The sequence below is a fragment of the Enterococcus sp. 4E1_DIV0656 genome (assembly GCF_002140695.1).
Classification (GTDB): domain Bacteria; phylum Bacillota; class Bacilli; order Lactobacillales; family Enterococcaceae; genus Enterococcus_D; species Enterococcus_D entomosocium.
Window position 1 is genome coordinate 2,351,015 of record NZ_NGLF01000001.1, and the last position, 24,163, is coordinate 2,375,177.

Annotated in this window: 37 protein-coding genes and 1 other annotated feature; of the genes, 31 read left to right on the plus strand and 6 right to left on the minus strand. The window is 39.2% G+C overall.

Annotated features, from left to right (window positions below; translation table 11 throughout):
• Window positions 1-323 precede the first annotated feature (323 nt).
• Window positions 324-833 carry a QueT transporter family protein gene (locus tag A5882_RS11050; RefSeq protein WP_008379785.1) on the plus strand — a complete coding sequence of 170 codons (510 nt, stop codon included), beginning with the start codon at window positions 324-326 and terminating at the stop codon, window positions 831-833.
• Between the two features lie 83 nt (window positions 834-916).
• Here the strand turns inward: A5882_RS11050 and cbpA are convergent, their stop codons facing one another.
• Entirely contained in the window at window positions 917-1,555 is a 639-nt protein-coding gene (cbpA, locus tag A5882_RS11055; RefSeq protein WP_086372739.1) for a cyclic di-AMP binding protein CbpA, read from the minus strand.
• 155 nt (window positions 1,556-1,710) lie between these two features.
• Between cbpA and rpmG the strand changes: the two genes are divergently transcribed.
• The 4 genes from rpmG (at window position 1,711) to A5882_RS11075 (ending at window position 4,327) form a co-directional block, all read left to right on the plus strand.
• Window positions 1,711-1,863, plus strand: coding sequence for a 50S ribosomal protein L33 (gene rpmG / locus A5882_RS11060; RefSeq protein WP_005229764.1), 153 nt, complete (start codon window positions 1,711-1,713; stop codon window positions 1,861-1,863).
• 12 nt (window positions 1,864-1,875) lie between these two features.
• Window positions 1,876-2,046: a preprotein translocase subunit SecE gene (gene secE, locus A5882_RS11065; RefSeq protein WP_005229766.1), complete on the plus strand. Its 171-nt coding sequence runs from the start codon at window positions 1,876-1,878 to the stop codon at window positions 2,044-2,046.
• Window positions 2,047-2,165: 119 nt separating this feature from the next.
• Complete coding sequence (gene nusG, locus A5882_RS11070) at window positions 2,166-2,708, plus strand: transcription termination/antitermination protein NusG (RefSeq protein ID WP_005229769.1); 543 nt, start codon at window positions 2,166-2,168, stop codon at window positions 2,706-2,708.
• Window positions 2,709-2,836: 128 nt separating this feature from the next.
• Complete coding sequence (locus A5882_RS11075) at window positions 2,837-4,327, plus strand: DUF1576 domain-containing protein (RefSeq protein WP_086372740.1); 1,491 nt, start codon at window positions 2,837-2,839, stop codon at window positions 4,325-4,327.
• A 154-nt stretch (window positions 4,328-4,481) separates the two neighbouring features.
• Here A5882_RS11075 and sdaAA read toward each other — a convergent pair whose 3' ends face one another.
• Both sdaAA and sdaAB read right to left on the minus strand, forming a co-directional pair.
• On the minus strand, window positions 4,482-5,354 hold the full coding sequence (gene sdaAA / locus A5882_RS11080; protein WP_008381622.1) for an L-serine ammonia-lyase, iron-sulfur-dependent, subunit alpha: 873 nt from the start codon (window positions 5,352-5,354) through the stop codon (window positions 4,482-4,484).
• Between the two features lie 13 nt (window positions 5,355-5,367).
• Complete coding sequence (gene sdaAB / locus A5882_RS11085; RefSeq protein WP_005229781.1) at window positions 5,368-6,033, minus strand: L-serine ammonia-lyase, iron-sulfur-dependent subunit beta; 666 nt, start codon at window positions 6,031-6,033, stop codon at window positions 5,368-5,370.
• A gap of 318 nt (window positions 6,034-6,351) precedes the next feature.
• On the opposite strand from sdaAB, the gene rplK reads away from it, so the two are divergent.
• The 4 genes from rplK (at window position 6,352) to rplL (ending at window position 8,752) form a co-directional block, all read left to right on the plus strand.
• Window positions 6,352-6,774 carry a 50S ribosomal protein L11 gene (gene rplK, locus A5882_RS11095; RefSeq protein WP_005229787.1) on the plus strand — a complete coding sequence of 141 codons (423 nt, stop codon included), beginning with the start codon at window positions 6,352-6,354 and terminating at the stop codon, window positions 6,772-6,774.
• A gap of 100 nt (window positions 6,775-6,874) precedes the next feature.
• Window positions 6,875-7,564, plus strand: a complete 690-nt coding sequence (gene rplA, locus A5882_RS11100) for a 50S ribosomal protein L1 (protein ID WP_005229790.1) — start codon at window positions 6,875-6,877, stop codon at window positions 7,562-7,564.
• Between the two features lie 63 nt (window positions 7,565-7,627).
• Window positions 7,628-7,754, plus strand: a sequence feature (ribosomal protein L10 leader region).
• 65 nt (window positions 7,755-7,819) lie between these two features.
• Window positions 7,820-8,320 carry a 50S ribosomal protein L10 gene (rplJ, locus tag A5882_RS11105; protein WP_005236672.1) on the plus strand — a complete coding sequence of 167 codons (501 nt, stop codon included), beginning with the start codon at window positions 7,820-7,822 and terminating at the stop codon, window positions 8,318-8,320.
• A 60-nt stretch (window positions 8,321-8,380) separates the two neighbouring features.
• The gene (rplL, locus tag A5882_RS11110; protein WP_003127081.1) at window positions 8,381-8,752 is read left to right on the plus strand and encodes a 50S ribosomal protein L7/L12; all 372 of its coding nucleotides are present in this window, start codon (window positions 8,381-8,383) and stop codon (window positions 8,750-8,752) included.
• A gap of 79 nt (window positions 8,753-8,831) precedes the next feature.
• Here rplL and A5882_RS11115 read toward each other — a convergent pair whose 3' ends face one another.
• Genes A5882_RS11115 through A5882_RS11125 form a run of 3 tightly spaced genes read right to left on the minus strand, consistent with a single transcriptional unit; the run spans window position 8,832 to window position 10,778 of the window.
• The gene (locus tag A5882_RS11115) at window positions 8,832-9,971 is read right to left on the minus strand and encodes a site-specific integrase (protein WP_086372741.1); all 1,140 of its coding nucleotides are present in this window, start codon (window positions 9,969-9,971) and stop codon (window positions 8,832-8,834) included.
• Between the two features lie 57 nt (window positions 9,972-10,028).
• The gene (locus A5882_RS11120) at window positions 10,029-10,433 is read right to left on the minus strand and encodes an ImmA/IrrE family metallo-endopeptidase (RefSeq protein ID WP_086372742.1); all 405 of its coding nucleotides are present in this window, start codon (window positions 10,431-10,433) and stop codon (window positions 10,029-10,031) included.
• 9 nt (window positions 10,434-10,442) lie between these two features.
• Window positions 10,443-10,778, minus strand: a complete 336-nt coding sequence (locus A5882_RS11125) for a helix-turn-helix domain-containing protein (protein WP_086372743.1) — start codon at window positions 10,776-10,778, stop codon at window positions 10,443-10,445.
• A 310-nt stretch (window positions 10,779-11,088) separates the two neighbouring features.
• Between A5882_RS11125 and A5882_RS11130 the strand changes: the two genes are divergently transcribed.
• The 22 genes from A5882_RS11130 (at window position 11,089) to A5882_RS11240 (ending at window position 24,163) form a co-directional block, all read left to right on the plus strand.
• Complete coding sequence (locus tag A5882_RS11130) at window positions 11,089-11,280, plus strand: helix-turn-helix transcriptional regulator (RefSeq protein ID WP_086372744.1); 192 nt, start codon at window positions 11,089-11,091, stop codon at window positions 11,278-11,280.
• Window positions 11,280-11,564 (plus strand): hypothetical protein, encoded by a 285-nt coding sequence (locus A5882_RS11135; protein WP_086372745.1) that lies wholly within the window; start codon window positions 11,280-11,282, stop codon window positions 11,562-11,564. The genes A5882_RS11130 and A5882_RS11135 overlap by 1 nt, the downstream gene beginning before the upstream one ends.
• A gap of 95 nt (window positions 11,565-11,659) precedes the next feature.
• The gene (locus A5882_RS11140) at window positions 11,660-11,848 is read left to right on the plus strand and encodes a hypothetical protein (protein WP_086372746.1); all 189 of its coding nucleotides are present in this window, start codon (window positions 11,660-11,662) and stop codon (window positions 11,846-11,848) included.
• A gap of 103 nt (window positions 11,849-11,951) precedes the next feature.
• A complete protein-coding gene (locus A5882_RS11145) occupies window positions 11,952-12,779 on the plus strand; it encodes a hypothetical protein (RefSeq protein WP_086372747.1) in 828 nt (275 codons plus the stop codon).
• Between the two features lie 25 nt (window positions 12,780-12,804).
• Entirely contained in the window at window positions 12,805-13,134 is a 330-nt protein-coding gene (locus A5882_RS11150; protein ID WP_086372748.1) for a hypothetical protein, read from the plus strand.
• Window positions 13,134-15,080: an AAA family ATPase gene (locus A5882_RS11155; RefSeq protein WP_086372749.1), complete on the plus strand. Its 1,947-nt coding sequence runs from the start codon at window positions 13,134-13,136 to the stop codon at window positions 15,078-15,080. The genes A5882_RS11150 and A5882_RS11155 overlap by 1 nt, the downstream gene beginning before the upstream one ends.
• Window positions 15,080-15,391: a hypothetical protein gene (locus A5882_RS11160; RefSeq protein WP_086372750.1), complete on the plus strand. Its 312-nt coding sequence runs from the start codon at window positions 15,080-15,082 to the stop codon at window positions 15,389-15,391. The genes A5882_RS11155 and A5882_RS11160 overlap by 1 nt, the downstream gene beginning before the upstream one ends.
• Window positions 15,388-16,275 (plus strand): recombinase RecT, encoded by an 888-nt coding sequence (locus A5882_RS11165; RefSeq protein ID WP_086372751.1) that lies wholly within the window; start codon window positions 15,388-15,390, stop codon window positions 16,273-16,275. Before A5882_RS11160 ends, A5882_RS11165 begins: the two co-directional genes overlap by 4 nt.
• A complete protein-coding gene (locus A5882_RS11170) occupies window positions 16,272-17,000 on the plus strand; it encodes an MBL fold metallo-hydrolase (RefSeq protein WP_086372752.1) in 729 nt (242 codons plus the stop codon). The genes A5882_RS11165 and A5882_RS11170 overlap by 4 nt, the downstream gene beginning before the upstream one ends.
• Before the next feature lie 13 nt (window positions 17,001-17,013).
• Window positions 17,014-17,838, plus strand: coding sequence for a DnaD domain-containing protein (locus A5882_RS11175; RefSeq protein ID WP_086372753.1), 825 nt, complete (start codon window positions 17,014-17,016; stop codon window positions 17,836-17,838).
• Between the two features lie 14 nt (window positions 17,839-17,852).
• Window positions 17,853-18,128, plus strand: a complete 276-nt coding sequence (locus tag A5882_RS11180) for a hypothetical protein (RefSeq protein WP_086372754.1) — start codon at window positions 17,853-17,855, stop codon at window positions 18,126-18,128.
• Between the two features lie 4 nt (window positions 18,129-18,132).
• Window positions 18,133-18,567 (plus strand): RusA family crossover junction endodeoxyribonuclease, encoded by a 435-nt coding sequence (locus tag A5882_RS11185; protein WP_086372755.1) that lies wholly within the window; start codon window positions 18,133-18,135, stop codon window positions 18,565-18,567.
• A gap of 11 nt (window positions 18,568-18,578) precedes the next feature.
• The gene (locus A5882_RS11190) at window positions 18,579-18,788 is read left to right on the plus strand and encodes a DUF6877 family protein (protein ID WP_086372756.1); all 210 of its coding nucleotides are present in this window, start codon (window positions 18,579-18,581) and stop codon (window positions 18,786-18,788) included.
• Window positions 18,789-19,532 (plus strand): hypothetical protein, encoded by a 744-nt coding sequence (locus A5882_RS11195; RefSeq protein WP_176462021.1) that lies wholly within the window; start codon window positions 18,789-18,791, stop codon window positions 19,530-19,532.
• Window positions 19,533-19,679: 147 nt separating this feature from the next.
• A complete protein-coding gene (locus A5882_RS11200) occupies window positions 19,680-19,907 on the plus strand; it encodes a hypothetical protein (protein ID WP_086372757.1) in 228 nt (75 codons plus the stop codon).
• Between the two features lie 130 nt (window positions 19,908-20,037).
• The gene (locus tag A5882_RS11205; RefSeq protein WP_086372758.1) at window positions 20,038-20,247 is read left to right on the plus strand and encodes a hypothetical protein; all 210 of its coding nucleotides are present in this window, start codon (window positions 20,038-20,040) and stop codon (window positions 20,245-20,247) included.
• Entirely contained in the window at window positions 20,234-20,521 is a 288-nt protein-coding gene (locus A5882_RS11210) for a hypothetical protein (protein ID WP_254908482.1), read from the plus strand. The genes A5882_RS11205 and A5882_RS11210 overlap by 14 nt, the downstream gene beginning before the upstream one ends.
• A 538-nt stretch (window positions 20,522-21,059) precedes the next feature.
• Complete coding sequence (locus tag A5882_RS11215) at window positions 21,060-21,362, plus strand: hypothetical protein (protein WP_086372759.1); 303 nt, start codon at window positions 21,060-21,062, stop codon at window positions 21,360-21,362.
• Between the two features lie 155 nt (window positions 21,363-21,517).
• Window positions 21,518-21,988: a hypothetical protein gene (locus A5882_RS11225; RefSeq protein WP_086372760.1), complete on the plus strand. Its 471-nt coding sequence runs from the start codon at window positions 21,518-21,520 to the stop codon at window positions 21,986-21,988.
• A 340-nt stretch (window positions 21,989-22,328) separates the two neighbouring features.
• Window positions 22,329-22,508, plus strand: a complete 180-nt coding sequence (locus tag A5882_RS11230) for a hypothetical protein (protein ID WP_086372761.1) — start codon at window positions 22,329-22,331, stop codon at window positions 22,506-22,508.
• A gap of 41 nt (window positions 22,509-22,549) precedes the next feature.
• Entirely contained in the window at window positions 22,550-23,824 is a 1,275-nt protein-coding gene (locus A5882_RS11235; protein WP_086372762.1) for a site-specific DNA-methyltransferase, read from the plus strand.
• Window positions 23,825-23,956: 132 nt separating this feature from the next.
• Window positions 23,957-24,163, plus strand: coding sequence for a hypothetical protein (locus A5882_RS11240; RefSeq protein ID WP_086372763.1), 207 nt, complete (start codon window positions 23,957-23,959; stop codon window positions 24,161-24,163).

Here is a 24,163-nt window from a genome sequence, read left to right on the forward strand (position 1 = left end):
TAATATTTTTGCCATCTCTTTCAAGGTTAAAGATTGAATCACAAGCTATTAGGAAATCTGACGATGGATGATTCATTGATAGTCGAATAGGGCTAGAAAATGAAAGCTGCGAAGTGTTTCTTTGAATCAACGAATGAAGGAACAGAGGGAGCAATTCCATCTGCATAAAGTTTTGTCAGGTGATTTCGAGATGATTTGATGATTAAATGGCCGGTTTAACATTGATATATGGCTATTAATGTGTATAATAAGTACTTGTGCGAAGCGCACCGCGGTTCATCAACCATCCCGCGTAATCAAAACTCGGAGAAAGTAGGGATCAAATGGAAAAATCAACAAATCTAACCAATCAACGTTTGCGTGTCGTCGCAGCCAATGGGATCATTATGGCACTTTATGTTGCTGTAACGGTTCTAGTCTCACCCGTTGCCTCAGGAGCGATTCAATTTAGGATATCTGAAGGATTGAATCACTTGGTCGTTTTCAACAGAAAATTGATGTGGGGTGTCGTTGGCGGGGTTGTAGTGTATAACATGTTCTTTGGAATGGGGATCTTGGATGTCGTATTCGGCGGTTTCGGAAGCTTCTTGGCTTTAGGAGCAACTGCATTGGTATATAAGAAGATTCCAAATGTTTTCGTAAGACTGGCATTTAATACCATTGTTTTTTCATTAAGTATGTTCCTGATTGCGATTATGCTAAATATCACCTTAGCATTGCCTTTCTGGCCAACATTTGCAACAACGGCATTGAGTGAATTTATTGTAATGACGATTACGGCACCGGTGATGTATATCATCAATCGTGCCGTTCGCTTCGATAAGCGCGTGTAAAAAAAGCTTGTTTTTTGCTTTGATGGTTCTCAAAAAACAAGAAAAAAGATCATTCCTTTCTTTTTTAGGAATGATCTTTTGTTTTATTCTGCTTTTAGGTCTTCGATCTCCACAACTTTGAAATTTTTTGCTTCCAGTTGAGAAACGATCTTGTCGCATAATTCTTTTGATGTGTTCGCTGGTAAAGTGATCATCGTACGACGAATAAATTCGTCTTTACCGATGTCGAGAGTGATACAGCTAGCGATACTGCTGTATTTTGCGATTATTTTTGAGATAACCGCTAAGTCGCCTTGTTGACCTGTTGATGCGATCGTCAACACATAGCTTCCTTGTTCGACGCTCCATGATTGTGACAACATATTCAATAAGGAACTATGAGTCAAGATGCCGTAAAATTGATTGTTTTCATCTAGTACCGCAATATAAGGCAATTCTTTGATTGTAAAGAAAACCTTAAAAAATGAAGAGTTGACATAAATGAACTTCGTCGCATTTTTTAGCAGATAGGTGACGGGTAAAGTCATGTCACCGCCATTTGCTTTATGGCGATAGATGTGCATTTTATAAATATTTCCTCTAAAAATCTTTCCTGATTCATCTAGGATAGGCACACAACGATAACCAGACTCTTCTAAAATTGCCAGCGCTTCTTCTAAGGTAGCTGTTTCCTTTACCGTTGTTAAATCGCGTTTTTTGTAAACCATTGTTTTTAATAACATAATTTTCCCTCCCAAATACCCATTTAACACCATTATCATACCACAAAATCAGCAGAAACTATATTTATACGACAGAAAATCAAAAATTGACACAATCTTAAATAAATGGTATTTTTAGTGTTGGAAAACTTTATAAAAAGGGGGAGGACACTAAGATGGCAACGAAAAAAGCTGCTTTGGCTTGTTCTGTCTGCGGATCCCGCAACTATTCAAAATCAGTCAGTGAAGGTAAAAAAGGCGAACGCCTTGAAATCAACAAATTTTGCAAGTATTGCAATCAATATACTTTGCATCGTGAAACGAAGTAAGGAGGGAATCGAATGAAATTTTTGAAAAATGTTGTTGAAGAAATGAAAAACGTTTCTTGGCCATCAAAAAAACAATTACGCAAAGATACATTTGTGGTGATTCAAACAACCATTATTTTTGCATTGATGTTCTTTGTGATGGACACACTGATTCAAACGGTCTTCAATTGGATCCTAAAGTAACACTTCTTACTGATAGCGCTAGTCATTTATCACAAATCGTGCTATAATCGCTTTGAGGAAAAACTTCGGTGCAGCTGAGGTTTTTTTATTTTACAAAAAAGATGGGGAGTCCGAAAAAAATGGAATCTTTTGAAAAAAATTGGTATGTACTGCATACGTATTCTGGCTATGAAAACAAAGTAAAAGCGAACCTAGAGTCACGTGCACAAAGCATGGGGATGGGTGATTATATTTTCCGTGTCGTCGTTCCCGAAGAAGTAGAAACAGAAGAAAAAAACGGCAAAACCAAAGAAATCGTTCATAAAACATTTCCTGGCTATGTATTAGTTGAAATGGTCATGACGGATGAATCTTGGTACGTTGTACGTAATACTCCTGGGGTAACAGGTTTCGTTGGCTCTCATGGTGCAGGAAGCAAGCCAGCGCCTTTATTACAAGAAGAAATCAATTCAATTTTACGTTCGATCGGTATGAGTACTCGGACAGTTGAACTGGAAGTCGAAATTGGCGAAACCGTCAAAATCATCGAAGGTGCGTTTTCTGGTCTAGAAGGACAAGTAGCAGAAATCGATGAAGAAAAACAAAAACTAAAAGTGAACATCGATATGTTCGGTCGTGAAACCAGTACAGAACTTGATTTTGAGCAAGTAGATAAAATTTAACTGCTGGATAGACTAGCATGAACGGCTCATTTACGGTAAAATAACAGTAATGAGAATAAAGTGGACCAATTCGTTGGCCCACTTTTTTTCTCAAAATGAGTAAGCGCTTTATAAGAGGAAGGGGTCTTATGTCAAAATTATTTGCTTTTTTTAGAGTAAAGTTTCACAATGATTTTCATCCCCATACTAAAGGGATGATCTCTGTACATAATGGGTATAGCTTGTTGTTTCTTTTTAATTTGCTGCTGTTTTTCTTTGCCATGTTGTTTTTCGATCCAAGGGTGGCAGTCGAAGAGCTCAAGTTGATTTTATTTTCGGAAAGTCATCTTGTGACAGATTATATTGCTATGACTTCTGTAGGGTCGGCTTTATTAAACAGCAGTTTGATGACGATTGTAGCGATCTCGATTTGCTATCATTATCGGGTGCCGATCACAGGAGGCGCGGTGTCTGCTATCTTTATGGTGACTGGGTATGGTTTTTTTGGGAAAAATCTACTAAATTTTATCCCGATATTTTTAGGCGTCCGTCTGTATTCGTATTTTATGAATGAACCATTGAAAAAATTTCTGTTGATTGCCTTGTATGGATCGTCGGTTTCTCCAATCGTCAGCTATTTTGCATTCAATGACTCACTACCGCCTTATTTTAGCTTGGTGATGGGGTACGGTATTGGAATTTTTACCGGTTTTTTGATGGTTCCCATGGCCTTATATTTTCAAGGACTATTTCAAAGCGTCAGTTTATACAGTGCTGGATTCACTTCAGGAATGTTGTGTACATTAGTCGCCGCTATCTGTCGGATGTTTGGCCTAACGATTGAGCTAAGAACATTGGTGTCGCAAGAACAGCAGCCGCGTTTGATTCTCATGATGCTGGTTTTAGGAAGTGTGTTCGTAGGCTATGGGTCACTGATGGCAATCAAGAAAAAACGATTGAATATGCGAGCGATTTGGTCTCATAGTGGCAAAATCGAACGAGATATCTTACGTGATACCGGCGTTTATAATACGATGATCAACATGGGATTGATGACGTTTTTGCTTGTGGCATATGTCGTCAGTATTGGTGCGGTTTTAAATGGACCAGTTATCGGTGCGATCTTTTGCGTCATCGGCTTTTCTGCTTGTGGCTCTCATGTCTTTAACTCGCTGCCTTTATTGGCAGGGGTGACGATTGCCAATCTATTGAGCGTATACACCATCAACGAGACGGTTACAGTCACGTCAGCGATTTTTGCGATGATGCTCTGTGCAGTAACAAATGCCTATGGCTGGAAAGGCGGCTTGGTGGTCGGTTTTGTGCACGCCTCAATGGTACTGAATATTGATTTCTTACATGGAGGTTTGAATCTGTATAACAATGGTTTTTCTGGCGGGCTAGTCGCCATGATGATCATTCCCTTATTGGATCTCAGCAAACAGCTTTGGCAAAAATCAGCCGATCAGGCGCAAGCTACCAAGGATGAAAAACCACAAATGGACTTGAAAGCACAAGAAAGCGAGCAGCCATTGGTCCCATTGGATCAAACAGAAGGAAAACCTAAATTTTCCGAGCCTGTGAAGGTATTAAAACCCGTTGCCCAAAAGAAACACTATAGGGTAGGCGAGTGGGAGTAGAAAAACCGCCAATGTCATTTGTTACTTGTTTAACAAGTAGGGAGTGCTTGCCTTTTCGTCGTTGGAAATAATGGGAAAATGAAAACCAACCAAGAACAAGCAACGATTGGTTGTTCTTGGTTGGTTTTTATTCGTGTTCATTTCTAAAAAAACATCAACGATTGGCTTCTAAGATTTCTGCCTGTAGGCGTTGGGCAGTCGGCGTCATGGCTAGACCACCTTCAGCCGTTTCTTTGAAAATGCTAGGCATTTGTCGTCCGACTTGATACATCGCTAAGACCACTTCATCAGGTGGGATGACACTTTCGATTCCTGCTAATGCCATGTCGGCAGAGATAAAGGCCTGGGAAGATCCCAAGGCATTGCGCTTCACGCAGGGGACCTCGACTAAGCCCGCGACAGGGTCACAAATCAAGCCCATCATATTCTTGAGGGTGATCGCCACCGCTTGAGCCGCTTGGTGGGGGGTGCCACCTTTTGCACAAACCAAAGCCGCCGCTGCCATTGCGCTAGCAGAACCGATCTCTGCTTGACAACCGCCTTCGGCACCGGAAATCGAGGCATTGTTGGCAATCACCAGGCCAAAGGCGCCGGCTGTAAACAAAAAGTCGACTTGTTGCGCTCGAGTCAGTGCCAAACGCTCACGTACGGCCATCAATACACCAGAAACAACACCCGCACTACCGGCAGTCGGTGTTGCACAGATCAAGCCCATTTTCGCATTGACTTCGTTGACTGCAATGGCATTTTGGACCGCTTGTAGAATGGTTTCTCCGCTTAAAAAATCACCGGCAGCAAGGTAGTCGTTCATGCGAGTCGCATCGCCGCCGGTCAATCCCGTCACCGATTTTACACCAGCGACACCTTCAGCGACTGATTGTTCCATAACAACTAAATTCTTTTCCATGATTGCAAGGATTTGTTCGCGACTACGACCAGTATTTTCTGCTTCGATCGCAATCATCATCTCTGCAACGGAAGGATAATTTTTACTTTCTATTACTAACTCTTCTATTGTATAGAACATGTGCTTATCTCCTTTAATCAAAATACGCAGCGCTGTAAACGTGCGGCAAAACTTTGATTTGTTGCGCCAGCTGATCATTGCGCTGATCGACTTCGATGATCATGATTGCTTTATCACCGACAGCTTCTCTCGTAACGGTCATCGTACCGATATTGATTTGAGCCTCTGATAGTAAATTGGTTACTTTCGCAATCATTCCCGGAACATCTTGATGGACGATCACATAAGTAGGGGTACCCAGTGTCAGAGAAATTTTGAAGCCGTTAAGCTCTGAGATTTGAATGTTGCCACCACCTATCGAGATGCCAGTGACAGATAGTTTGTGGCTACCTTTTGTCAAAATCATCTTGACCATATTCGGATGTTCCGCTTTTTCTTTTTTAGGGACGAATAAGACTTCGATCCCTTTCTCATAAGCGATTTTTAAAGAGTCCGCTAGGCGAGCATCATCTGGCTCCATGCCTAAGAGACCGCCAACTAACGCAATATCGGTTCCATGACCGCGATAGGTTTTAGCAAACGATTCATACAACAGGATATCTACACTGTCTGGCTGTTCGCCAAAAATACTGCGAACGATTTTTCCGATCCGGGCAGCACCGGCGGTATGAGAACTGCTGGGACCCACCATGATGGGTCCGATTATGTCAAATACACTGCGGTATTTTAATTGTTCCATTTTTTTCACCTCGATAGTAGTAAACGAATAGGGAAGAATTCCAGTAGTAGTGTAGCATAAAAAAATGAGAGAATGAAAAAAGCAGACCAAAAGCAAGTGATTTTTATTTCTTTTTTTAGCGATGGACTAACGAAAAGCGCTGGTGAGCATTTTTTCAAAAAAATCAGCTGAAAAACCTTGAATTATTCCATAAAGATGCTATAATATTCCAGTGTGCTTTCGTCACACGTTTTTTGTGTGTGCACATGAATCACCAAAGTGGGAGGAGAAATTTGGATCTCCAATTAACCACATCACGGACTCAAGGAGGTATGTCTCGTGGCAAAAAAAGTAGAAAAAATCGTTAAATTGCAAATTCCTGCAGGTAAAGCAACACCAGCTCCGCCGGTAGGTCCTGCGCTAGGTCAAGCGGGTATCAACATCATGGGATTCACTAAAGAATTCAATGCTCGTACAGCTGATCAAGCAGGTTTGATCATTCCAGTAGTGATCTCTGTATACGAAGACCGTTCATTTACTTTCGTTACAAAAACACCACCAGCAGCAGTATTGTTGAAAAAAGCAGCAAACGTTGAAAAAGGTTCAGGCGAACCAAACAAAACAAAAGTTGCAAAAGTTTCACGCGATCAAGTAAAAGAAATCGCTGAATTGAAAATGGAAGACCTAAACGCAGCTGACGTTGAAGCAGCAATGCGCATGGTTGAAGGAACTGCACGAAGCATGGGGATCACTGTAGAATAATTACAGCCCTAAGGAAGTAGCTTCTCAGTCGGCTTCATATTGAAAAATATGGGACACGTGGGAGGTTCTACCGTTATAACCACATCAAGGAGGAAACAAAATGGCTAAAAAAAGCAAAAAAATGCAAGAAGCATTGAAAAAAGTTGATGCTACAAAAGCTTATTCAGTTGAAGAAGCAGTAGCTTTGGCAAAAGAAACAAATATTGCAAAATTCGACGCAACGGTTGAAGTTGCTTACAAATTAAACGTAGACCCTAAAAAAGCGGATCAACAAATCCGTGGCGCGGTAGTATTACCAAACGGTACTGGTAAAACACAAACAGTTTTAGTTTTTGCTAAAGGCGATAAAGCCAAAGAAGCAGAAGCAGCTGGTGCTGATTTCGTTGGTGACGACGATATGGTTCAAAAAATCCAAGGTGGCTGGTTCGATTTTGACGTTGTTGTTGCAACGCCTGACATGATGGCTACTGTTGGTAAATTAGGTCGTGTATTAGGCCCTAAAGGTTTGATGCCTAACCCTAAAACTGGTACAGTAACAATGGACGTAACAAAAGCAGTTAACGAAGTAAAAGCTGGTAAAGTTACTTACCGTGTTGACAAAGCTGGAAACATCCACGTACCAATCGGAAAAGTTTCTTTTGAAGATGACAAATTGATTGAAAACTTCAAAACGATCCATGAAACATTGTTGAAAGCTAAACCTTCAGCAGCAAAAGGTCAATACATGAAAAATATCTCAGTTACAACAACATTTGGTCCTGGGATCCATGTAGAACAAGCTTCTTTCTAATTTAATACAAAAATTCAAAACTTTTATTGACTTGACTACCTTATCTATGGTAAGGTAGTCAAGGTTAAAAGTTTAACTGTACCGAAGACAGTAGGTGGCATTTGCCTTAATTTCCTACCGAGGACGTTTATTGAGAATCTTCAATAGTCCCTCTATGTCTACGGTGGCATAGAGTTTTTTTATTGTCCTTTATAGGACAAAGGAACAGTTTGTTTCGAAGAAACTCTTCCATCAAAATCAGGAGGTGAAATATAAATGAGTGAAGCAGCTATCGCTAAAAAATCCGCGATCGTTGATGAAGTGAGTGCAAAATTCTCTGCAGCCGCATCTGTAGTCGTTGTTGACTACCGTGGACTAACTGTTGATGAAGTAACTCGCTTACGTAAACAATTGCGTGATGCAAACGTTGAGATGAAAGTTATCAAAAACTCAATTCTTTCTCGTGCTGCTGAAAAAGCTGGTCTAGAAGGTTTAGGTGAAGTATTCACTGGCCCTACTGCCGTAGCATTCAGTAACGAAGACGTTGTTGCACCTGCAAAAATCATTAACGATTTCGCAAAAGACGCAAAAGCTTTAGAAATCAAAGGCGGTATCATCGAAGGCAAAGTTTCTTCATTGGAAGAAATTACTGCATTGGCGAAATTGCCAAACCGCGAAGGACTTCTTTCTATGTTGCTATCTGTGCTACAAGCACCTATCCGCAACGTGGCTTACGCTGTCAAAGCAGTGGCAGAAAAAGAAGAAGATGCAGCATAATTGCCGCATAATTTTTCAGTATTAAAAACTAAACTACTTACTTAAATGGAGGAAAACAAAATGGCATTGAACATTGAAAACATTGTCGAAGAGCTAAAAGGCGCGACAATCTTAGAATTAAACGATTTAATTAAAGCTATCGAAGAAGAATTTGGCGTATCTGCTGCAGCTCCTGTAGCTGTAGCTGGTGGAGCTGGCGATGCTGGTGCTGCTGAAGAACAAACTGAATTCACTGTAGAATTGACTGCAGCTGGCGATCAAAAAGTTAAAGTTATCAAAGCAGTTCGTGAAGCAACTGGCTTAGGCTTGAAAGAAGCGAAAGCAGTCGTTGACGGAGCTCCTTCAGCAGTTAAAGAAGGCATCTCTAAAGACGAAGCTGAAGCATTGAAAGCAGCTTTAGAAGAAGTTGGCGCTTCAGTAACAGTTAAATAATTTTTCTTAGTGTCAAATCCTTTTGTATGAAGGGGTTTGGCGCTTTTTTTGTTATTTGACCATACTTTTGACCATACTTTTAGAAATTTATATAATTCGCGAACTTCTCGGCGGAGGAGTCTTTTTGTTTTTTTGTGACGTGAGCATAAATGTTCATTGTCGTTTGAATATCCGAATGGCCCAGACGAGATTGAACTTCTTGAATAGATAAACCAGCTTCAAATAATAAGCTGCAATGAGTGTGTCGAAATCCATGAATAGTTATATCTTTCAGTCCACTTTCTTTGCATAAGCGTTTCTGTATATTGTTTGGTCTTAGGGGATCCAGATAGTTATTATTTTTGGACGAGAAAATGATTTGGTTAGGTCTTAATGAGTTATGACCGTGTGTAAGAAGATATTTGCGTTGATCTTGTCGCCACTTTTTTAGCACTTCGATCGTTGTATCATCGAGAGAGATTTCTCTGTTCGATGTTTCAGTTTTCGGCTGGTTTGTCACTAATTCATTCTTAGTGTTTCTAGCAATCGTTTTATTTATAGTGAGTATTTTATTTTCAAAATCGATATCCTGCCAAGTCAATGCTAAGGCTTCGCCTTTTCGTATCCCAGTGAACGCTAGTAATCGGAATAGTGGGTAGGAGAGTGGAAACTTGTCTTCCTTTGCTACTTCTAGAAAATCTTTGAGCTCTTCAGCTTCATAAAACTTGATTTTATCCTCTTTTTTCCTCGCATTTCCTTTCGTTATATATACCTCTTTCATAGGATTGGAGACTATTACATTCATTCTGACTGCGTAGTCAAATACAGCAGTGGTATATGTTTTTAATGCTTTATAGGTTGAATATTCAGCTTTCCATTTGTTCACCGTTTTTTGACAGTAAGCTACTGTAAAAGATGAAATTTTCTTTTTACCGAAGCAAGGAAATATATTTTTTTTGAACAGAAAGCTTACCCTTGAAAGAGTACTTTCTCTAACAGTATGCTTATATTCTTCATACCACAATTCTTGAATATCGATAAAAGTGTAGTTTTTTTCGGGCGCATATTTGTTATCTTGAGCCTCTGTTTCCAGTCTAGCTTTTGCGATTTTTGCTTCTTTTTGAGTTTTGAACCCTCTTCTGGTAGTGTAAAGTTTTTTACCCGTACCAGGATCGATGCCTAAATAAGCTTTAAACATCCACCACTTACTCCCATCTTTTTTTGTATACTGTTTGATCACATTCCTTCTTCCTTTCTTAAGTGCGAATATATGTTCTTTTTATAAGAAAAATAATAATCACACGTAAAGTGTGTTATTGATTTTATCTAGTAGAAACTTTTTTAGCATCGGTTCCCACTTTGTATCCAAACCAAAGTATTCGATAAAATAAAATATATTTAAGTCAGCAGGATCTAAATGATTATGTTCTATAAATTCATCAAGCAAATTCTTGATCATATGACAATCAGCTTCATATTCCATTTTCGAGCGGAAATAAAATATTTTGTATAGTTCTGCAAACTCTTTATGATCTAAGACATGCTTAACCTCGTGATAAATTACTTTCTTTGCATCCGTGGGGGACAGACTGCTATTAATGAAAATCTTATTGAGTTCTTTAATATAGCAGCCGTCGGATTCCATCTCAATTGGCACAACATCAATCCCATGCTCATGCAGCACCTTCTTCACTAACTCCATACTTTCACCTCATTTTGAACTAAGACGACCTTCCATATATGCTCGAATTGCTTCGCGATCTTTTTCCGTTAAAGGTTTACCATTGAAGGACATCGCATTGTCGAGCATTTTTTCTAAATCATCGGAAGTTGTTGCGCTAGAACTATTAGGATTATCAGTACGGCCTAATAAGTAATCAGTAGAGACGTGAAAATAGTCAGCTATGACTTGTAAGTTTTCGGCTTTTGGACTTTGCTTTTGCAATGTATACAAATAGTTTTTACTGTAACCAAGCTCCAAAGATATCTCTTTTAGATTTTTATCCCTTTGTTTTGCTAGTTTTTGAATTCGTTCAAATAGTGTCATATCAAGCTTTCCACGCTTTCAAAAATTATTTAACGAAAAAAGTACACAAAAATAGGATAATATTATTGACAATCCAATAGTTGTGGGTTAATCTTATCACGTAAGCTAATTTAATTAGCTAATAAGCAATAAGGAAGACACCAAATAAAATAAACAATTCGACGTCGGCAAACTAAGAATGTTGTTTTATTAGCGTGTGTTTGGCTTATTTCGTTATGCTTATATAGTACACAACTATGGGATGAGTGTCAACGGAAATTAGCTAATTTTGTTAGCTTACACTCAATACATTTAGAAAGGAGTTAGATCTATGTCTCAAGATTTTGTTCTTAAAGTCAAAATCCAGTTAGCAAAATACGGAAAATCTCAAGGTTGGTTAGCTGACACTATCGGAATTTCAAGACCGTATATGTCTGATATTTTGACCGGAAAAAGAAAACCGGATAAGCAAATAAAACCGATCGAAGATGCACTAAACGCATTGAAGGAGGGGGAGGATTAATGGATATACGGATACCTGATAAGGTCATTGAAAATCAGATCATTCCTCAATTTGTCCAGATAGCAGTAACTGAATTCGAAAAGAGGATGAGGCTGGTAACAAAAACGATCGAACTTCCGCCGTTTAGCAATAAAGAAACAGTAAAAGAGGTATTAGGGATCGGTGATGCGAAGTTGAACAGCTGGATTGATCAGGGACTGAAAATCCAAGTTTGGAGTAAACAAGATATTCGGATACGTCGCGAAGCCTTGCAACAATTTTTGATAGAAAATTTCGAGGTGTAATTATGGCTTATAGTTTTGAACAAGAGTTGCTGATCCAAGCTTTGACCAAGGAGAAAATAGGCTTAAGCACCAAATAAATATATAGGAGGAAGTATATGCGAAGAATCTATTGTCTTAGACGTACAGCGTTTTTACTTACTGTTTTTGCGATGGGAACATTGGTTGCAGGGGAAGTTCCTACGTGGGTAAAAATCTTATATCCAACCGCCGTGATGATTTGGTTGATTGCATATGATGATGCGATCTTTGATCATCGCTCTCGGAGGTGGAAAGAAAATGACTAAATCAGAAATTTTAGATTTATTTTATCGGACGATCGATTGGAAGGAATGTTATTACGAAGCGGAAGCTTTGATGGCATCGAGGACAAACTAAGGAGGGAGCGTATTGAAGAGCTGGACTACAAAGGAATTGGCATATGTCCGAAAGAATGCATTGCTAGCCGAAACAAATGAAGTTATAAATTCCGAACAACTTGCAAAGAAACTAGGCAGAACAGTTTCAGCAGTTATGAAAAAAGTATCTCAAATGAGAAAAGATGGACAGTTACCACCAATAAAAAGAGAAATGGCTTTTGAGAGTAACGGTAGACCATGGACAACGACAGAAGAAAAGCGGTTAATCGCGATGCATAAGCAAGGGGCTTCGTATGTTGAAATTGGAGAAACGCTAGGGCGATCAAAGGGATCATGTTCAAATAAGGTTTCTAAATTGCAAGCAGCAGGAAAGATAAAAAAGAAACGAGTTGAGCAGTGGACTAATGAACAGGTTCAAGTTTTATTAGATAATGTGACTTTTGATCCAAACGGCTATGTATCAAATTATATGGAACTATCTAGAGTCACAGGTAAACAGTACGCTCAAGTTGTGCATAAAGTTAATAATTTGAGGAAGGAAGGGAAAATCGGCACACGACCTATTGAAGGAACGACAAGCATCAAGGCAAAAGAATCAATGCAAAAATTCAATGATGCTCGATTCGCTCAATACGAGAGAAAGGAGGACGTGAAGTTGGAACGGCCAATGCAAGAAAAGCGCGTAAATGTTGGATCACTCAGCATCGAATCCAAGGAAGAGCGAGTAATCCATACTGTGGTGGCTTTTGCAGGAGTGGAAACTCACACTTATTTTTCATCTGATGGAACCAAAATTGCGGAAATACAAAAAGAGCCTACACCAGTTCCCGCTAGTGTAAGCCACACAAAAAATAATTAAATTCATTCAAGGAGATTATAACATCATGAACAAAAAAATTCAAAATATGATCGAAGAACTAGCATTGGAGTGTCAAAAGGAAGATGTAACTTTGTCATTATCAGCTCTTGACGAAAAGGGTGTTTGCTCATTAGCGCAAGTCGGTAAAAATCAACAAATCGAGCTTGTTATTGCGAATCAAATTGAACAATGGGGAAAATTTGTAAAAGCTTGTAATTGTCAAAAATGTAAACTTAGAGCTTCTGAGTTGGAACCAGAGCCGGAATCAGAGGATTTACATGATCAACTTGATGACTTTACTGAAAAAGATGACTTTACTGAAAAACTAGCAGCGTTCTTTCGAGGTGATTTTTAATGAAAAAAATAACGTTGAACCGAATTTCACTTAAAAATTTCAAAGGACTTGAATCATTTGTTTTTGAGCCACTTGGAAAAAATGCGACTGTCAGTGGCCAGAACGGATCAGGAAAGACGACATTGGCCGATGCTCTGCTATGGCTGCTATTTGGGAAAGATACACGAGGCGCAAAATTAAATCCTAAACCACTTGATGAACACAATCAAGAAAAACTTGGATTAGAGCCGACTGTTGAAGCTGTATTAGTCATTGACGGTAATGAAGTTTCATTGAAACGCGTGCAAGAAGAAAAATGGAATACACCGCGAGGGCAATTAGAAAAAGTCCGAGGCAATGATACAACGAAGTACACAATTGATGGAGTGCCGAAAATGGAAAAGGAGTGGAAGGCACATCTAGAAACACTGGGTGCTGAAAATATTCTGCAGATGCTGTTTGACTCCACATTTTTCATGAAGATGAACTGGAAAAACCGCCGAGAAATCTTGGTCAATATGACTGGATTGACTGATGAAGAAATCATTGCCAAAGATCCAGCGTTGAAAGCTATCGAAAAAATCATCAAGGAGTATTCAATTGATGATTACCGCAAAGTGCTTGCATCTCGAAAGAAAGAGATCAAGCGGCAAATCGATGGCTTGCCAGCACGGATTCAAGAGGTAACTGAAATGTTTGCAAAAGCAAAAGCCGGTATCGGTGATCAATCTGCAGACGAGATCCAAGAACAAGTATTTGAATACGAGGCAGATGTATCGGAGCTGCAAAGCAAATTGAATACTATTGCTGCAGGTAATGCGGCGCTTGATCACCAAGAAGAGCTATCAAACTTGAAAATCAAGCTAGCAGAAGCGCAATCGGCTTATTTATCCAGTACCAACATGGAGACGCGATCCCTGCAAGACGATCTGAACAAGCAGCAGCGGATTGTCAACGAAATTCGATCGCTGGTAGCTGAGGCCGAACATAAAAAGAGCCTTCTATCCACCCATATTGATGAAATGGCCGTCTTTCTCGAGAATCACTTGAAAGAATATTACGCATTAAAAAACCAAACATTTGATGAGCATCAAAAAGTCTGCCCAACCTGTGCGCAAGAATTGCCTGCTGATCAAGTTAAAACTATGGTTGCTACATTTGAACAAAAGAGATCTCAAAATATGGAAGAGAACGTTGCGCAAGGCAAGGCAGCTAGGGATCGTAGAAACGCTGCAGAGACGGAACTCGCTGAAATTGTAAACGAGTATAAGCGGTTATCACAAAAGCTAGCGGAAGCGGAGGAAACGCTCAATAAAATCAATGCAGAGCTAGTATTCATCGAAAGTTCGACACAGAAATTCGAAGATACGGATCCTTATAAAAAAATTCAAGATCAAATAAAGATTGTTCAGCAAAAGATCCTGAATGCAACTACTGATACTGCAGTTGAAGAACAGGAGCTAAAAGAACAGATTCGTCAAAAGCGTCAACTTATTGCAGAAGCACAAGCGAAGTTTCAGCGGTTGGCCAGTCTATCGGATTATGAAAACCGCATTGAAGAACTTAAAAAAGAAGATGCAGCTTTGAAGGCGCAGAATCAAGATGTAGAACGTGAACTATTTCTTCTCGACGAATTTACCCGGAAAAAAGTCAGCTTTCTAGAAGAGTCAATCAACAGCAAGTTTGAACTCGTCAAATTTAAATTGTTTAATATCCTGAAAAATGGCGGTCTTGAGGAAGTTTGCGAGGCGACTTACAACGGCATTGAGTATGGAACGAGTTTGAACACCGGTGCTCGGATCAATTGTGATTTGGACATCATCAACACCTTAAGCAAAGAGTTTGGCTTGAGCGTTCCAGTATTTGTCGATAATACAGAATCGGTAAATAATCTGCACCAGATCAATTCTCAAATGATCGAACTTCGTGTGTCCAAAAATAAAAACTTGAAAGTAGAGGTAATGTAATGGATTTGGAAATTCTAAACCAAAAAAGACTTCGCTTAATGGATATATATGACGAGCTAGAACAGATAGCAACTTTAGAAAAAGAGTTAGCGTTCATGGAGACCGATATTGATGCTGATGAACCTGATCACGCATTTGGCTTGTTTTGGGAAGGGTATCGCTATGATGCACGCTTTGCTTTCAACGGAGTGCTTAACAAATACACAGACCTAACAAAAAACATTATTTTGATCACACGAATTGAACTAGAAAAGCGGAAATCCGAACTTAAATCAGAATTGGAAAAAAAGTATGGGGGAATTGAAGAATGACAAATCAAAATACACCTGCAGTTTTGCAGAAAGATATCACTGATACAGTGAATCACAAGGTTGCAGCAATGCAACAAGAAGGGCTTGCTTTACCTCAGAATTATAGTCCGGCAAATGCGTTAAAATCTGCGTTTTTTGCAATGACGAATGCCTCTGGGGGCAACTTATTAGAAAAATGTTCAAAAGAGTCAATTGCTAATTCATTGCTGGATATGGTTGTCCAGGGACTGAGTCCGGCAAAAACACAATGCTACTTCGTTCCATACGGAAGTCAACTAAAAATGACACGATCTTACTTTGGGACGCAAGCGGTACTAAAAAGACTGAGTAACGTAAAAGACGTTTGGGCAAACATAATCTATGAGGGAGATCAATTTGATGTCGAGATCATCGATGGACGGGAAACATTAAAAGATCACAAGACATCATTTCTCAATCGTGACAATCCGATCATTGGCGCATACTGTATCATTGAGCGATCTGATGGTATCAAAACCCTAACTACTATGACAAAAAAAGAGATCGATGCTTCGTGGAGCCAAGCTAAAACAAAAAACGTACAAAATAAGTTTCCGCAGGAAATGGCCAAACGGACTGTTTTAAATAGGGCAGCAAAAGCATTCGTGAACACTAGTGATGACAGTGATTTGTTAATCGATGCGATAAATAACACAACCGCGAATGAGTTTCAAAATGAATCGGAGCGAAAAGAAGCGGAAATAATCGAAGAAATCGACCAAAATGCAAATACCGAAATCCTAGACCCTGATCCTGTTGAACGACCAGCGAATATCTCAGATGATGGAGAAATTCAAGAAGGACAGTATGTTGATGATCAATCAGCCCAAACTCATTTTGATCTCGGAGAGGAAGATCCATATTGATTTCAGTAGAAGTTTTCGGATCAGGAAGTAGTGGGAATGGCTATCTAATAGATGATGGCCATTCCCAACTGATCATCGAGTGCGGTGTCCAATTTAAAAAAGTGCAAAAACAAATGGGACACAACTTTTCTAAGGTTGCAGGTGCGTTGATCACCCACGAGCATCGAGATCACTGTAAATATATCAGTAGCCTGATCGATAAAACTGCAGTTGATGTCTTTGCGACACACGGTACTATTGATGCCATGTTTGACGATCCGGTCCTGAAGCTGAAAATCCACCATGGTTATCGATTCAAAGAACTGCAGTACAAACAAACTCAAAAAATCGGTACTTGGTATGTCACACCTTTTGAGATCCAACACGACGTACGAGAACCTGCAGGTTTTTTAATCGATAATACTTCAGGCGATCGACTCATCTTTATCACGGATTCCTATTACGTAAAGTATCGTTTCCCAAATGTGACGCACATGATGGTCGAGGCGAACTACTCGAAAGATATCGTTGATCAGAAAATGAGCAAAGGCTTCGATCTCAAACGCAAGGAACGGCTACTTGAAAGTCACTTCGATTTTGATCGGACGCTCGATTTTATCAAATCAAACAAAAGTGATCGGCTGCGAGAAGTTTGGCTGCTGCATTTATCAGATGCAAATAGTCATGAACAAAAATTTAAAGAGGAAACGCAAAAGCTTGTCGGCGTTCCTGTTTATATAGCTTAGGTGGTGTGATCGAATGAACGTAGGCTATATAAAACTTTATCGCAAGGTGACTAGTTCATTCGTTTGGACCAATTCAAACATGTTGAAACTTTGGATCTTATGTTTGACCAAAGCTAGTCACAAAGAAAGTCGATTTATTTTTAACGGACAAGAAATACACGTGTCCAGCGGTCAATTCGTCACAGGGCGCGCCGTTATTGAGAAAGAGTTCAATGAGGGAGTACCGCTTGACCAACAAGTTGTCGGGCGTACGTTATGGAGATGGTTAAAAAAATTCGAGAACGAAGAAATGTTGTCCATCAAATCAACTACGAAATACAGCGTTATATCAATAAAAAACTGGGATGAGTATCAGTCGAGTGACCAACAAGTGTCCAGCGGTCGTCCATCAACTGTCCAGCAAGTGTCCACATACAAGAATGATAAGAATGATAAGAATGAAAAGAATAATAACATACATGATGAAAGTTCACCTTTGCAAGAAATCATTCAAATCTATGAATCAATTTTCGGGATGATAAATTCATTTGTTTTTCAGAATTTAGAGCAGTGGTGTGAAGATCTATCACCAGAATTGGTCATAGAAGCTTTGAAGCGATCTAAATCAGCTAACAATTTCAAATACACTGAGAACATTTTGAAAAATTGGGATAGTCGTGGTGTTAAGACGTTAACTGATGTTGAAAACATTGATTCCGAATTTAAGCAAAAAAAAGGTGCTTGGAAAAAGCCGACACGATCTGAACCTGTTCCAGAATGGTTAGATGATCCAGAAGGTTATAACGCTAAAAAAGAAGCTGAGCTGATGCAAAGAGCGAATGACGATTTGCCATTCTGAAAACGGAGGGAACTATGAACTATTTAGGTATAGTCGAACGATTAATTTCAGCCACAACTGAACAAGAGAATTTAATCAGTTTGAACTTCGCTAGGGAGGGATTAAAAGCTGAGAACGTAAATCAACTCCCAGAAACAGAAGCACAAAAACGTTTTGTCTATTATTTAAGACCATTCTTTATTTTCCTTTTGTATCCAAGTGTTTATGAAACTGGCAAATGGGTAAGACTTACTTTTGACGATTATTTAAGAGGGATAAATAAAGAACTTAATAGGACAAGGAAGGATTGAGTAAATGGAAATTTTCTTTACAGTGCCAGGGGAGCCAGTACCGCAAGGGCGACCTAAATTCACCACGAAGCCGTTTATGCGTGCGTATGATCCACCAAAATCAGTAGCATACAAAAAATTAGTGGCTACGCATGCATCAAGAGTTAAACCATCCACTCCTTTGGAAGGAGATTTGTTCGTAAAAATCGACGTTTACAAAGGATCGTTAAAGAGTTTCAGCAAAAAGAAGGCTGATCTGGCTGAGGCGAAGCTACTAAGACCTAGAACCAAACCAGATGCGGATAACTACGCAAAAGGGCCGCTTGATGCATGCAAAGGCATTATCTGGAAGGATGATGGCCAAGTAGTCGATTTATCGGTCAGTAAGTATTACTCAAAAGAACCGCGAATAGAAATCAGCATCTTTGAAATATCTGCTGTTCAAGAAACTTTATTTTGAGGAGGGATTGGGTGAACGAAGAAGTAGCTCAAGTTGAAGCAGAAATAAATCATATTATTGCTGAAAATGATTTTCCGGTTGAAGTGTTGAATGATGTTTTTCATCGATTGAATTGTTGTTCAGATACTGGATATGCAAAACAGCAATTGCGTTATTTACAGAATTATAAAAGACAAATCTTATTTAAAAATCATAAAAGTATGTCAGAGGAGGACAAATAAATGTCACTAGAATTTAGACCAACCATCAAATCAATCAATATTGCCAGCGAGGACTTAACAAAAATTACACTTGAGGTGAAAAACCGATCACTTGACGGAAAATATGATGACCTACGACGTTTCTCCGGAAAAACTGTGAATCTCACCATAATCCCGGAATATTACCGTTATTCGATTCCTTTCGATAAGAGTACTAATGCTCCAACTCAGGAATACGTTGTTAACAATGACGGCACAATCGATTTTGTCAAAAAAGAACAAACACAGCTTGATGTCGATGATCAAGGAAACATTGATATCGAGAATCGACCTTTTGAAGTAACAAAAGAAATCGTTGACGAGTTTATCAGAGCGGCGAAATCACTTGAGTTTCCAGGCAATATCAACCCTCGAAGCGTACTGATCAGAATCGAAGACGGTGAAGCAATCGAAGAAATTGCGGAAGATTACGAAATGTCAGCACTTACTGTATTGAACGAACTTGAGAAAGCTCGTGAATACTATGCTCCGTATGCAGCTGCTTGGGACAAGAAACGCAATGAGGTTATATTCCAAGATAATGATTCGGAAGAAACCGAAGATTCTGAGTCCTCAGAAGAAGCTAGTGAAGATTTAACCGATAAAACGGATGATGAGGCAAAGGTGGAAGAAAACCCCTCAGAAGACGAAGCAGACGGTGATCTGTTAGGGCAATCTGATCCATGTGGAAATGAGCCACCAGAAGACGAAGCAGACCCATACTGATTAGGGATATCAAAATGGTCTGTTTGAGATGTAAAGGTGAGCGAATAATTTGGATGAAGGATAAATATGGCCGGGCAGTAGCGAAAAGCTGCCCGGTATGTAACAGAAATGGCTTAGCAGTTAAAAAAGAGATGAGGGATCTTGAACGTGAGCACCAAAAAAGGAGTTATTGAGGTTTTTTGGACAAATGTCCATTGGCATGCGGAAAATAAAAACATCAAAATGTCGGAACTTGTTAACGGAAAGACGACTGCAGCGAAAAATAAAACTGCAAATATTATGTTGCGACGTGTCCAAGAAATTGCGGATATTCTTGAAATTGATGACTACGCTATTTTGTTCGAGGAAATTGAACCAACGGAGGTAAACGAATGAACGAACTATCAGTAATTGGTTTTGTTTTTTGCGTGATCGTTATTGTAGTCGCCGTAATTATTTGTAAAAAAGCATTAAATGATGAATGACTTTTTCCTAAGAGTAAGAAGTAAAAAATAGGGGGGAAGCAATGAGAAATAAATATCCGGGTTACTGCTATCGTTGTAGTGGATACGTTGAAAAAGGTAAAGAGCATTTTGAAAGGAAAAACGGTCATTGGAGAATTCAACATGCAGATTGCGCGATCAAATACCGAGGAACTAACATTCAAGGGAATGGAAAGCAAGTAAGTGACAGAAATACACAACTAGAAAGGAAGATAACAAATGAAATTTTTTGAAATTAATGACCCGTATTTTGCAATTGTAGCAGCTGAAAATGAAGGGAATTGTATGGAATTTTATGAAGAAGTAGTGTGTGACGTAGAAGATAAAGGGGACTTTATGGCTAGTATGAAAGAACTTGAGACGACAGTTGCCATTACAAAAGTTTCGAATACAGTGAGTGAAGAGACAGGCGAGCCAGTAGGTCTTCATGAGGCAGGTAATCAGGTTTTTAGTTGCATTAATGACAATAAATCAACGTTATTGGCTCTCGATGGGGCTTTAGTTTAGTCCGTTATCCAACAAAATAACCAAATTGATTAAAAGTATATTCAATATATAAAAAAGCTATTCCCGCACCACAGGAATAGCCCTTGTAAATTTTTTATAATCTTCAGTCGTGGGCAACTCAAACTCTTTTACTGGTTATACTTCCAGCACTGCGAGCTTGATCAGAACGTACACTCTTAAATCTTGAAGACTTTAAGCATACGGGGACGAACTCAATCATCAACCCGTTTTTGGCCGGTAAGCCTAAAAATGCACTACTTCCGAATAAGATACAGTATTGTTCAAAAGTTTTGTCATAGGACATCACTCTCCTTAAAATAAGGACTGACTTAAGTATACACCATGGATGAGAGAACAACCACTATAAGAAAAAAATCACTATGATGCTATCAAATCATACGTTTATACTAAAACATTAATTTTAAAAAAGTTTGTATGATACACAATCCGACGAAATAGCTGAAAAATATTATATCAACATGTGCAATGTTAATACTTTGCCTATTTCGTAAAAATATGACAACAGGAGGTCAGCACGATGCTGAACATGAAAGTTCTTGATTATCGAATCATTAGTGATGCAAACCAAGTCACTGTAAACAAAGTACGACGAAACGATCAGGAATCGATTTTGATGGTTACTGATAAAGACGGCACGCAAAGAGAGTCGCAAGGACTTGTGGGGCATTACAGCAACCTAATGAAAGCTCTCGTAGCCATACAGCGTGACTACGTGCTTGCAGAAGGTACAGATATACAAACAGTCAAGGAATATAAAAAATCGCTAGAAACGATCACTAGCACGCTAGAAAACAAATTGGAGTTAGGAGAGAAATTTTAAATGGGAAAGACAAAATCCAAAGTGAAAAAGAAAAAACGTCGGCTCCAGCAAAAAGCAGAGGCGAACGGAACCGCAAAAAAGAAATAAAAAAAGCCACTCCCCTGAGGGTAAGTGACCACTGACATGATTATTTTACCATAAAAGGGGTGGCGTTTGTGAGATTTCAGTGGCTTAAAAATTATCAAGACCTAGAAGAGCAAATTCTCTTCATGAAATGGAATCTTAACAAGAGTAGGTTGGAATTAGATCGATGGGTCAACGGTGACTTGGCAAACGTGCGCCTTGAAAAAAATTCAAGATCATCATCGTTGGAAGAAAACATCAGAATTATTGAGAATGAACTGGAACTGCTCGAAAAAGAGAAAATAGAACTGATGGAATTGATCGACTCTTTTAGTGGAGCAGACAATCAGATTGTAAAGTTAAAGTATATCGGGGACATGGATGTATACGATATAGCAGATGAAACAGGATACAGTGTGTCGTACATCCGTAAAAGGCATACTGAGATTCGCAAGACACTATCATTTGTGGATGAGTATGAGGCACGGCGAGAGGATCGATTAAAGAAACAGGATGAAATTGATTATTATTCAATTGACCAGGATCAGTTAAGCCTATTTTAACATTGCCACAAAATGCGACCTCAAAGCCTGTGTATATTTCTTGATTTAAAAGGGTTATAGTAATAGCGTAGAAGAAACGGAGAGCTGGTTTTGGACTACTCACAACAATCCATAAATCGAAAGGGGGCATAGTCCCCTCGTCGCTTATTCTTCTTAACTTGACTAGAAAGACAGCACAATTTTTTGAAAGAGGTGGATCATCTCATTTCAAAATTCGCTCGTGCTGTCTTTTTCTCTTGGTTTCACATCAAATTCATAAGATACTAATCAATCCTTTTAACACATGATCTGCTTATCAGAGTTAACATGTTACCAACAAAAGACGAAGGGATTTGATCAAATGAACGCATTACAATTGGCTACAAAAATCAAAGACAATTCAGAGTGGAGAAAAGCTTACGACCTTATTGCAAATGCTAAAAGTCATGACAAGAAAATGAAAGCTTATCAAAACTTCGAGAAAAAGTTTGGCATTAATTTGAACGATTCCATTGGCATTTATGTGAAAGGATTTCTATAAAAGTCTCTTAAATCGAGGCTTTTTTATTTTGGGAGGAAACTATGAAAATATCAAAAATGAAACTCGCTGATCTTAAGCCTGCAGATTATAATCCTAGAATTGATTTAAAACCAGGGATGGAAGAGTACGAGAAATTGAAGCAGTCCATCTTAGAATTTGGATTTGTGGATCCACCGATCTTCAATATTCAGACTGGCACCCTCGTAGGAGGTCACCAGCGCGTCGCTGTGGCTCGAGATTTGGGCCTATTTGATGAGATAGAGGTATCGATCGTAGATTTACACCTTGAGAAGGAAAAAGCCCTCAATTTGGCTCTCAATAAGATTTCTGGCAGTTGGGATGAAGAGAAGTTAGCTCTTATCTTAAAAGAACTCGGAGAAGAAGAGATCACTTTAACCGGTTTTGATCATGAAGAAGTCGAAGATCTAGTAGCAGCTTTTGATTATCAGGAAGACATTGATCAACCGATTGTTGAAGATGATTTTGACGTAAACCAATACATTGAAGACCATCCGGAACCTAAAACAAAGCAAGGTCAATTGTGGCAACTAGGTAATCATTTCTTGCTTTGCGGTGATTCGACTGATCAAACTGATGTTGATCGTTTATTGCAAGGCAAAAAAGCGGATTTGGTTGTAACAGATCCACCGTATAATGTTGCTGTAAAGTCCAGCAATGAAGAGCTAACAAATTCCGGTCGAGGTGAAATTCTTAATGATGATATGGATCACGATGATTTTGTAGGGTTTTTAGGGCAAATCTTTCTGAATTACGCGAAACTGATGCAGGATCAAGCGGCAATTTATGTTTTTCACGGATCTTCGTATCAGCGAGAGTTTGAAAATGCGATGAACGCTGCAGAGATCGATGTGCGAGCACAATGTATTTGGGTTAAGAACAACGCTACCTTTGGCTGGAGTCAGTACCGTTGGCAACATGAGCCAGTATTTTATGCATACAAGCGGAGACAAGCACCTGAATGGTACGGGGATAGAAAACAAACTACAGTCTGGAAAGATGACTTGATTCAAGACATTCCAGACATAAGCATTTGGCAAATTGCTAAAGATGACGCAACTAAATATTACCATCCGACACAAAAGCCACTATCTCTTATTGCAATTCCAGTGAGAAATAGCTCGAAACGTCAAGATGTGGTCGTGGATCTCTTTGGCGGATCTGGTAGCACATTAATGACCTGCGAGCAATTGCAACGCTCTTGCTACACAATGGAGCTTGATCCAATCTTTTGCGATGTGATCATTGAAAGATGGGAAAACGCTACTGGCAAGACTGCAGTATTAATAGAGCAATAAAAAGAGGCCGGTGCGCTAACACCGACCCTTTCAACGAGCTTTGACACCCGAAGATACAGAGAATGCCCACGCGTGGTCTTTCGATACCCTCTGTATCTTTTAGCATTCTAACAAATGCGGGGTGCCAAAACAATGGGAACAGAAGATTTTGATTTTGAATATGAATTAAAAAAGGCAGAAGAGAGAGCTGAAACAGTTGATGAGTACAAGCGAATCATTCGAGTAGCTTTGGGTAAATGGCTGTCGAACCTGCAGTCTGGGGAGATTAAACTCAACTCTGTTAGTGATTTGAAGGTATTGATCGAGGCTGATTTAATGTTAAAAGATATTGAAAGCTAA

Excerpts from the sequence above, each read along its gene's own strand:
- sdaAA (WP_008381622.1), bottom strand. The coding sequence starts at position 5,354 with ATGTTCTATACAATAGAAGAGTTAGTAATAGAAAGTAAAAATTATCCT.
- cbpA (WP_086372739.1), bottom strand. The coding sequence starts at position 1,555 with ATGTTATTAAAAACAATGGTTTACAAAAAACGCGATTTAACAACGGTA.
- A5882_RS11175 (WP_086372753.1), top strand. The coding sequence starts at position 17,014 with ATGAACGTAGGCTATATAAAACTTTATCGCAAGGTGACTAGTTCATTC.
- A5882_RS11215 (WP_086372759.1), top strand. The coding sequence starts at position 21,060 with ATGCTGAACATGAAAGTTCTTGATTATCGAATCATTAGTGATGCAAAC.
- rplJ (WP_005236672.1), top strand. The coding sequence starts at position 7,820 with ATGAGTGAAGCAGCTATCGCTAAAAAATCCGCGATCGTTGATGAAGTG.
- A5882_RS11205 (WP_086372758.1), top strand. The coding sequence starts at position 20,038 with ATGAGAAATAAATATCCGGGTTACTGCTATCGTTGTAGTGGATACGTT.
- rplA (WP_005229790.1), top strand. The coding sequence starts at position 6,875 with ATGGCTAAAAAAAGCAAAAAAATGCAAGAAGCATTGAAAAAAGTTGAT.
- secE (WP_005229766.1), top strand. The coding sequence starts at position 1,876 with ATGAAATTTTTGAAAAATGTTGTTGAAGAAATGAAAAACGTTTCTTGG.
- A5882_RS11240 (WP_086372763.1), top strand. The coding sequence starts at position 23,957 with ATGGGAACAGAAGATTTTGATTTTGAATATGAATTAAAAAAGGCAGAA.
- A5882_RS11130 (WP_086372744.1), top strand. The coding sequence starts at position 11,089 with ATGTCTCAAGATTTTGTTCTTAAAGTCAAAATCCAGTTAGCAAAATAC.
- A5882_RS11210 (WP_254908482.1), top strand. The coding sequence starts at position 20,234 with ATGAAATTTTTTGAAATTAATGACCCGTATTTTGCAATTGTAGCAGCT.
- A5882_RS11235 (WP_086372762.1), top strand. The coding sequence starts at position 22,550 with ATGAAAATATCAAAAATGAAACTCGCTGATCTTAAGCCTGCAGATTAT.
- A5882_RS11075 (WP_086372740.1), top strand. The coding sequence starts at position 2,837 with ATGTCAAAATTATTTGCTTTTTTTAGAGTAAAGTTTCACAATGATTTT.
- A5882_RS11140 (WP_086372746.1), top strand. The coding sequence starts at position 11,660 with ATGCGAAGAATCTATTGTCTTAGACGTACAGCGTTTTTACTTACTGTT.
- A5882_RS11155 (WP_086372749.1), top strand. The coding sequence starts at position 13,134 with ATGAAAAAAATAACGTTGAACCGAATTTCACTTAAAAATTTCAAAGGA.
- A5882_RS11165 (WP_086372751.1), top strand. The coding sequence starts at position 15,388 with ATGACAAATCAAAATACACCTGCAGTTTTGCAGAAAGATATCACTGAT.
- sdaAB (WP_005229781.1), bottom strand. The coding sequence starts at position 6,033 with ATGGAACAATTAAAATACCGCAGTGTATTTGACATAATCGGACCCATC.
- A5882_RS11050 (WP_008379785.1), top strand. The coding sequence starts at position 324 with ATGGAAAAATCAACAAATCTAACCAATCAACGTTTGCGTGTCGTCGCA.
- A5882_RS11120 (WP_086372742.1), bottom strand. The coding sequence starts at position 10,433 with ATGGAGTTAGTGAAGAAGGTGCTGCATGAGCATGGGATTGATGTTGTG.
- A5882_RS11135 (WP_086372745.1), top strand. The coding sequence starts at position 11,280 with ATGGATATACGGATACCTGATAAGGTCATTGAAAATCAGATCATTCCT.
- A5882_RS11230 (WP_086372761.1), top strand. The coding sequence starts at position 22,329 with ATGAACGCATTACAATTGGCTACAAAAATCAAAGACAATTCAGAGTGG.
- rplL (WP_003127081.1), top strand. The coding sequence starts at position 8,381 with ATGGCATTGAACATTGAAAACATTGTCGAAGAGCTAAAAGGCGCGACA.
- A5882_RS11195 (WP_176462021.1), top strand. The coding sequence starts at position 18,789 with ATGTCACTAGAATTTAGACCAACCATCAAATCAATCAATATTGCCAGC.
- A5882_RS11180 (WP_086372754.1), top strand. The coding sequence starts at position 17,853 with ATGAACTATTTAGGTATAGTCGAACGATTAATTTCAGCCACAACTGAA.
- rpmG (WP_005229764.1), top strand. The coding sequence starts at position 1,711 with ATGGCAACGAAAAAAGCTGCTTTGGCTTGTTCTGTCTGCGGATCCCGC.
- A5882_RS11150 (WP_086372748.1), top strand. The coding sequence starts at position 12,805 with ATGAACAAAAAAATTCAAAATATGATCGAAGAACTAGCATTGGAGTGT.
- A5882_RS11125 (WP_086372743.1), bottom strand. The coding sequence starts at position 10,778 with ATGACACTATTTGAACGAATTCAAAAACTAGCAAAACAAAGGGATAAA.
- A5882_RS11185 (WP_086372755.1), top strand. The coding sequence starts at position 18,133 with ATGGAAATTTTCTTTACAGTGCCAGGGGAGCCAGTACCGCAAGGGCGA.
- nusG (WP_005229769.1), top strand. The coding sequence starts at position 2,166 with ATGGAATCTTTTGAAAAAAATTGGTATGTACTGCATACGTATTCTGGC.
- A5882_RS11160 (WP_086372750.1), top strand. The coding sequence starts at position 15,080 with ATGGATTTGGAAATTCTAAACCAAAAAAGACTTCGCTTAATGGATATA.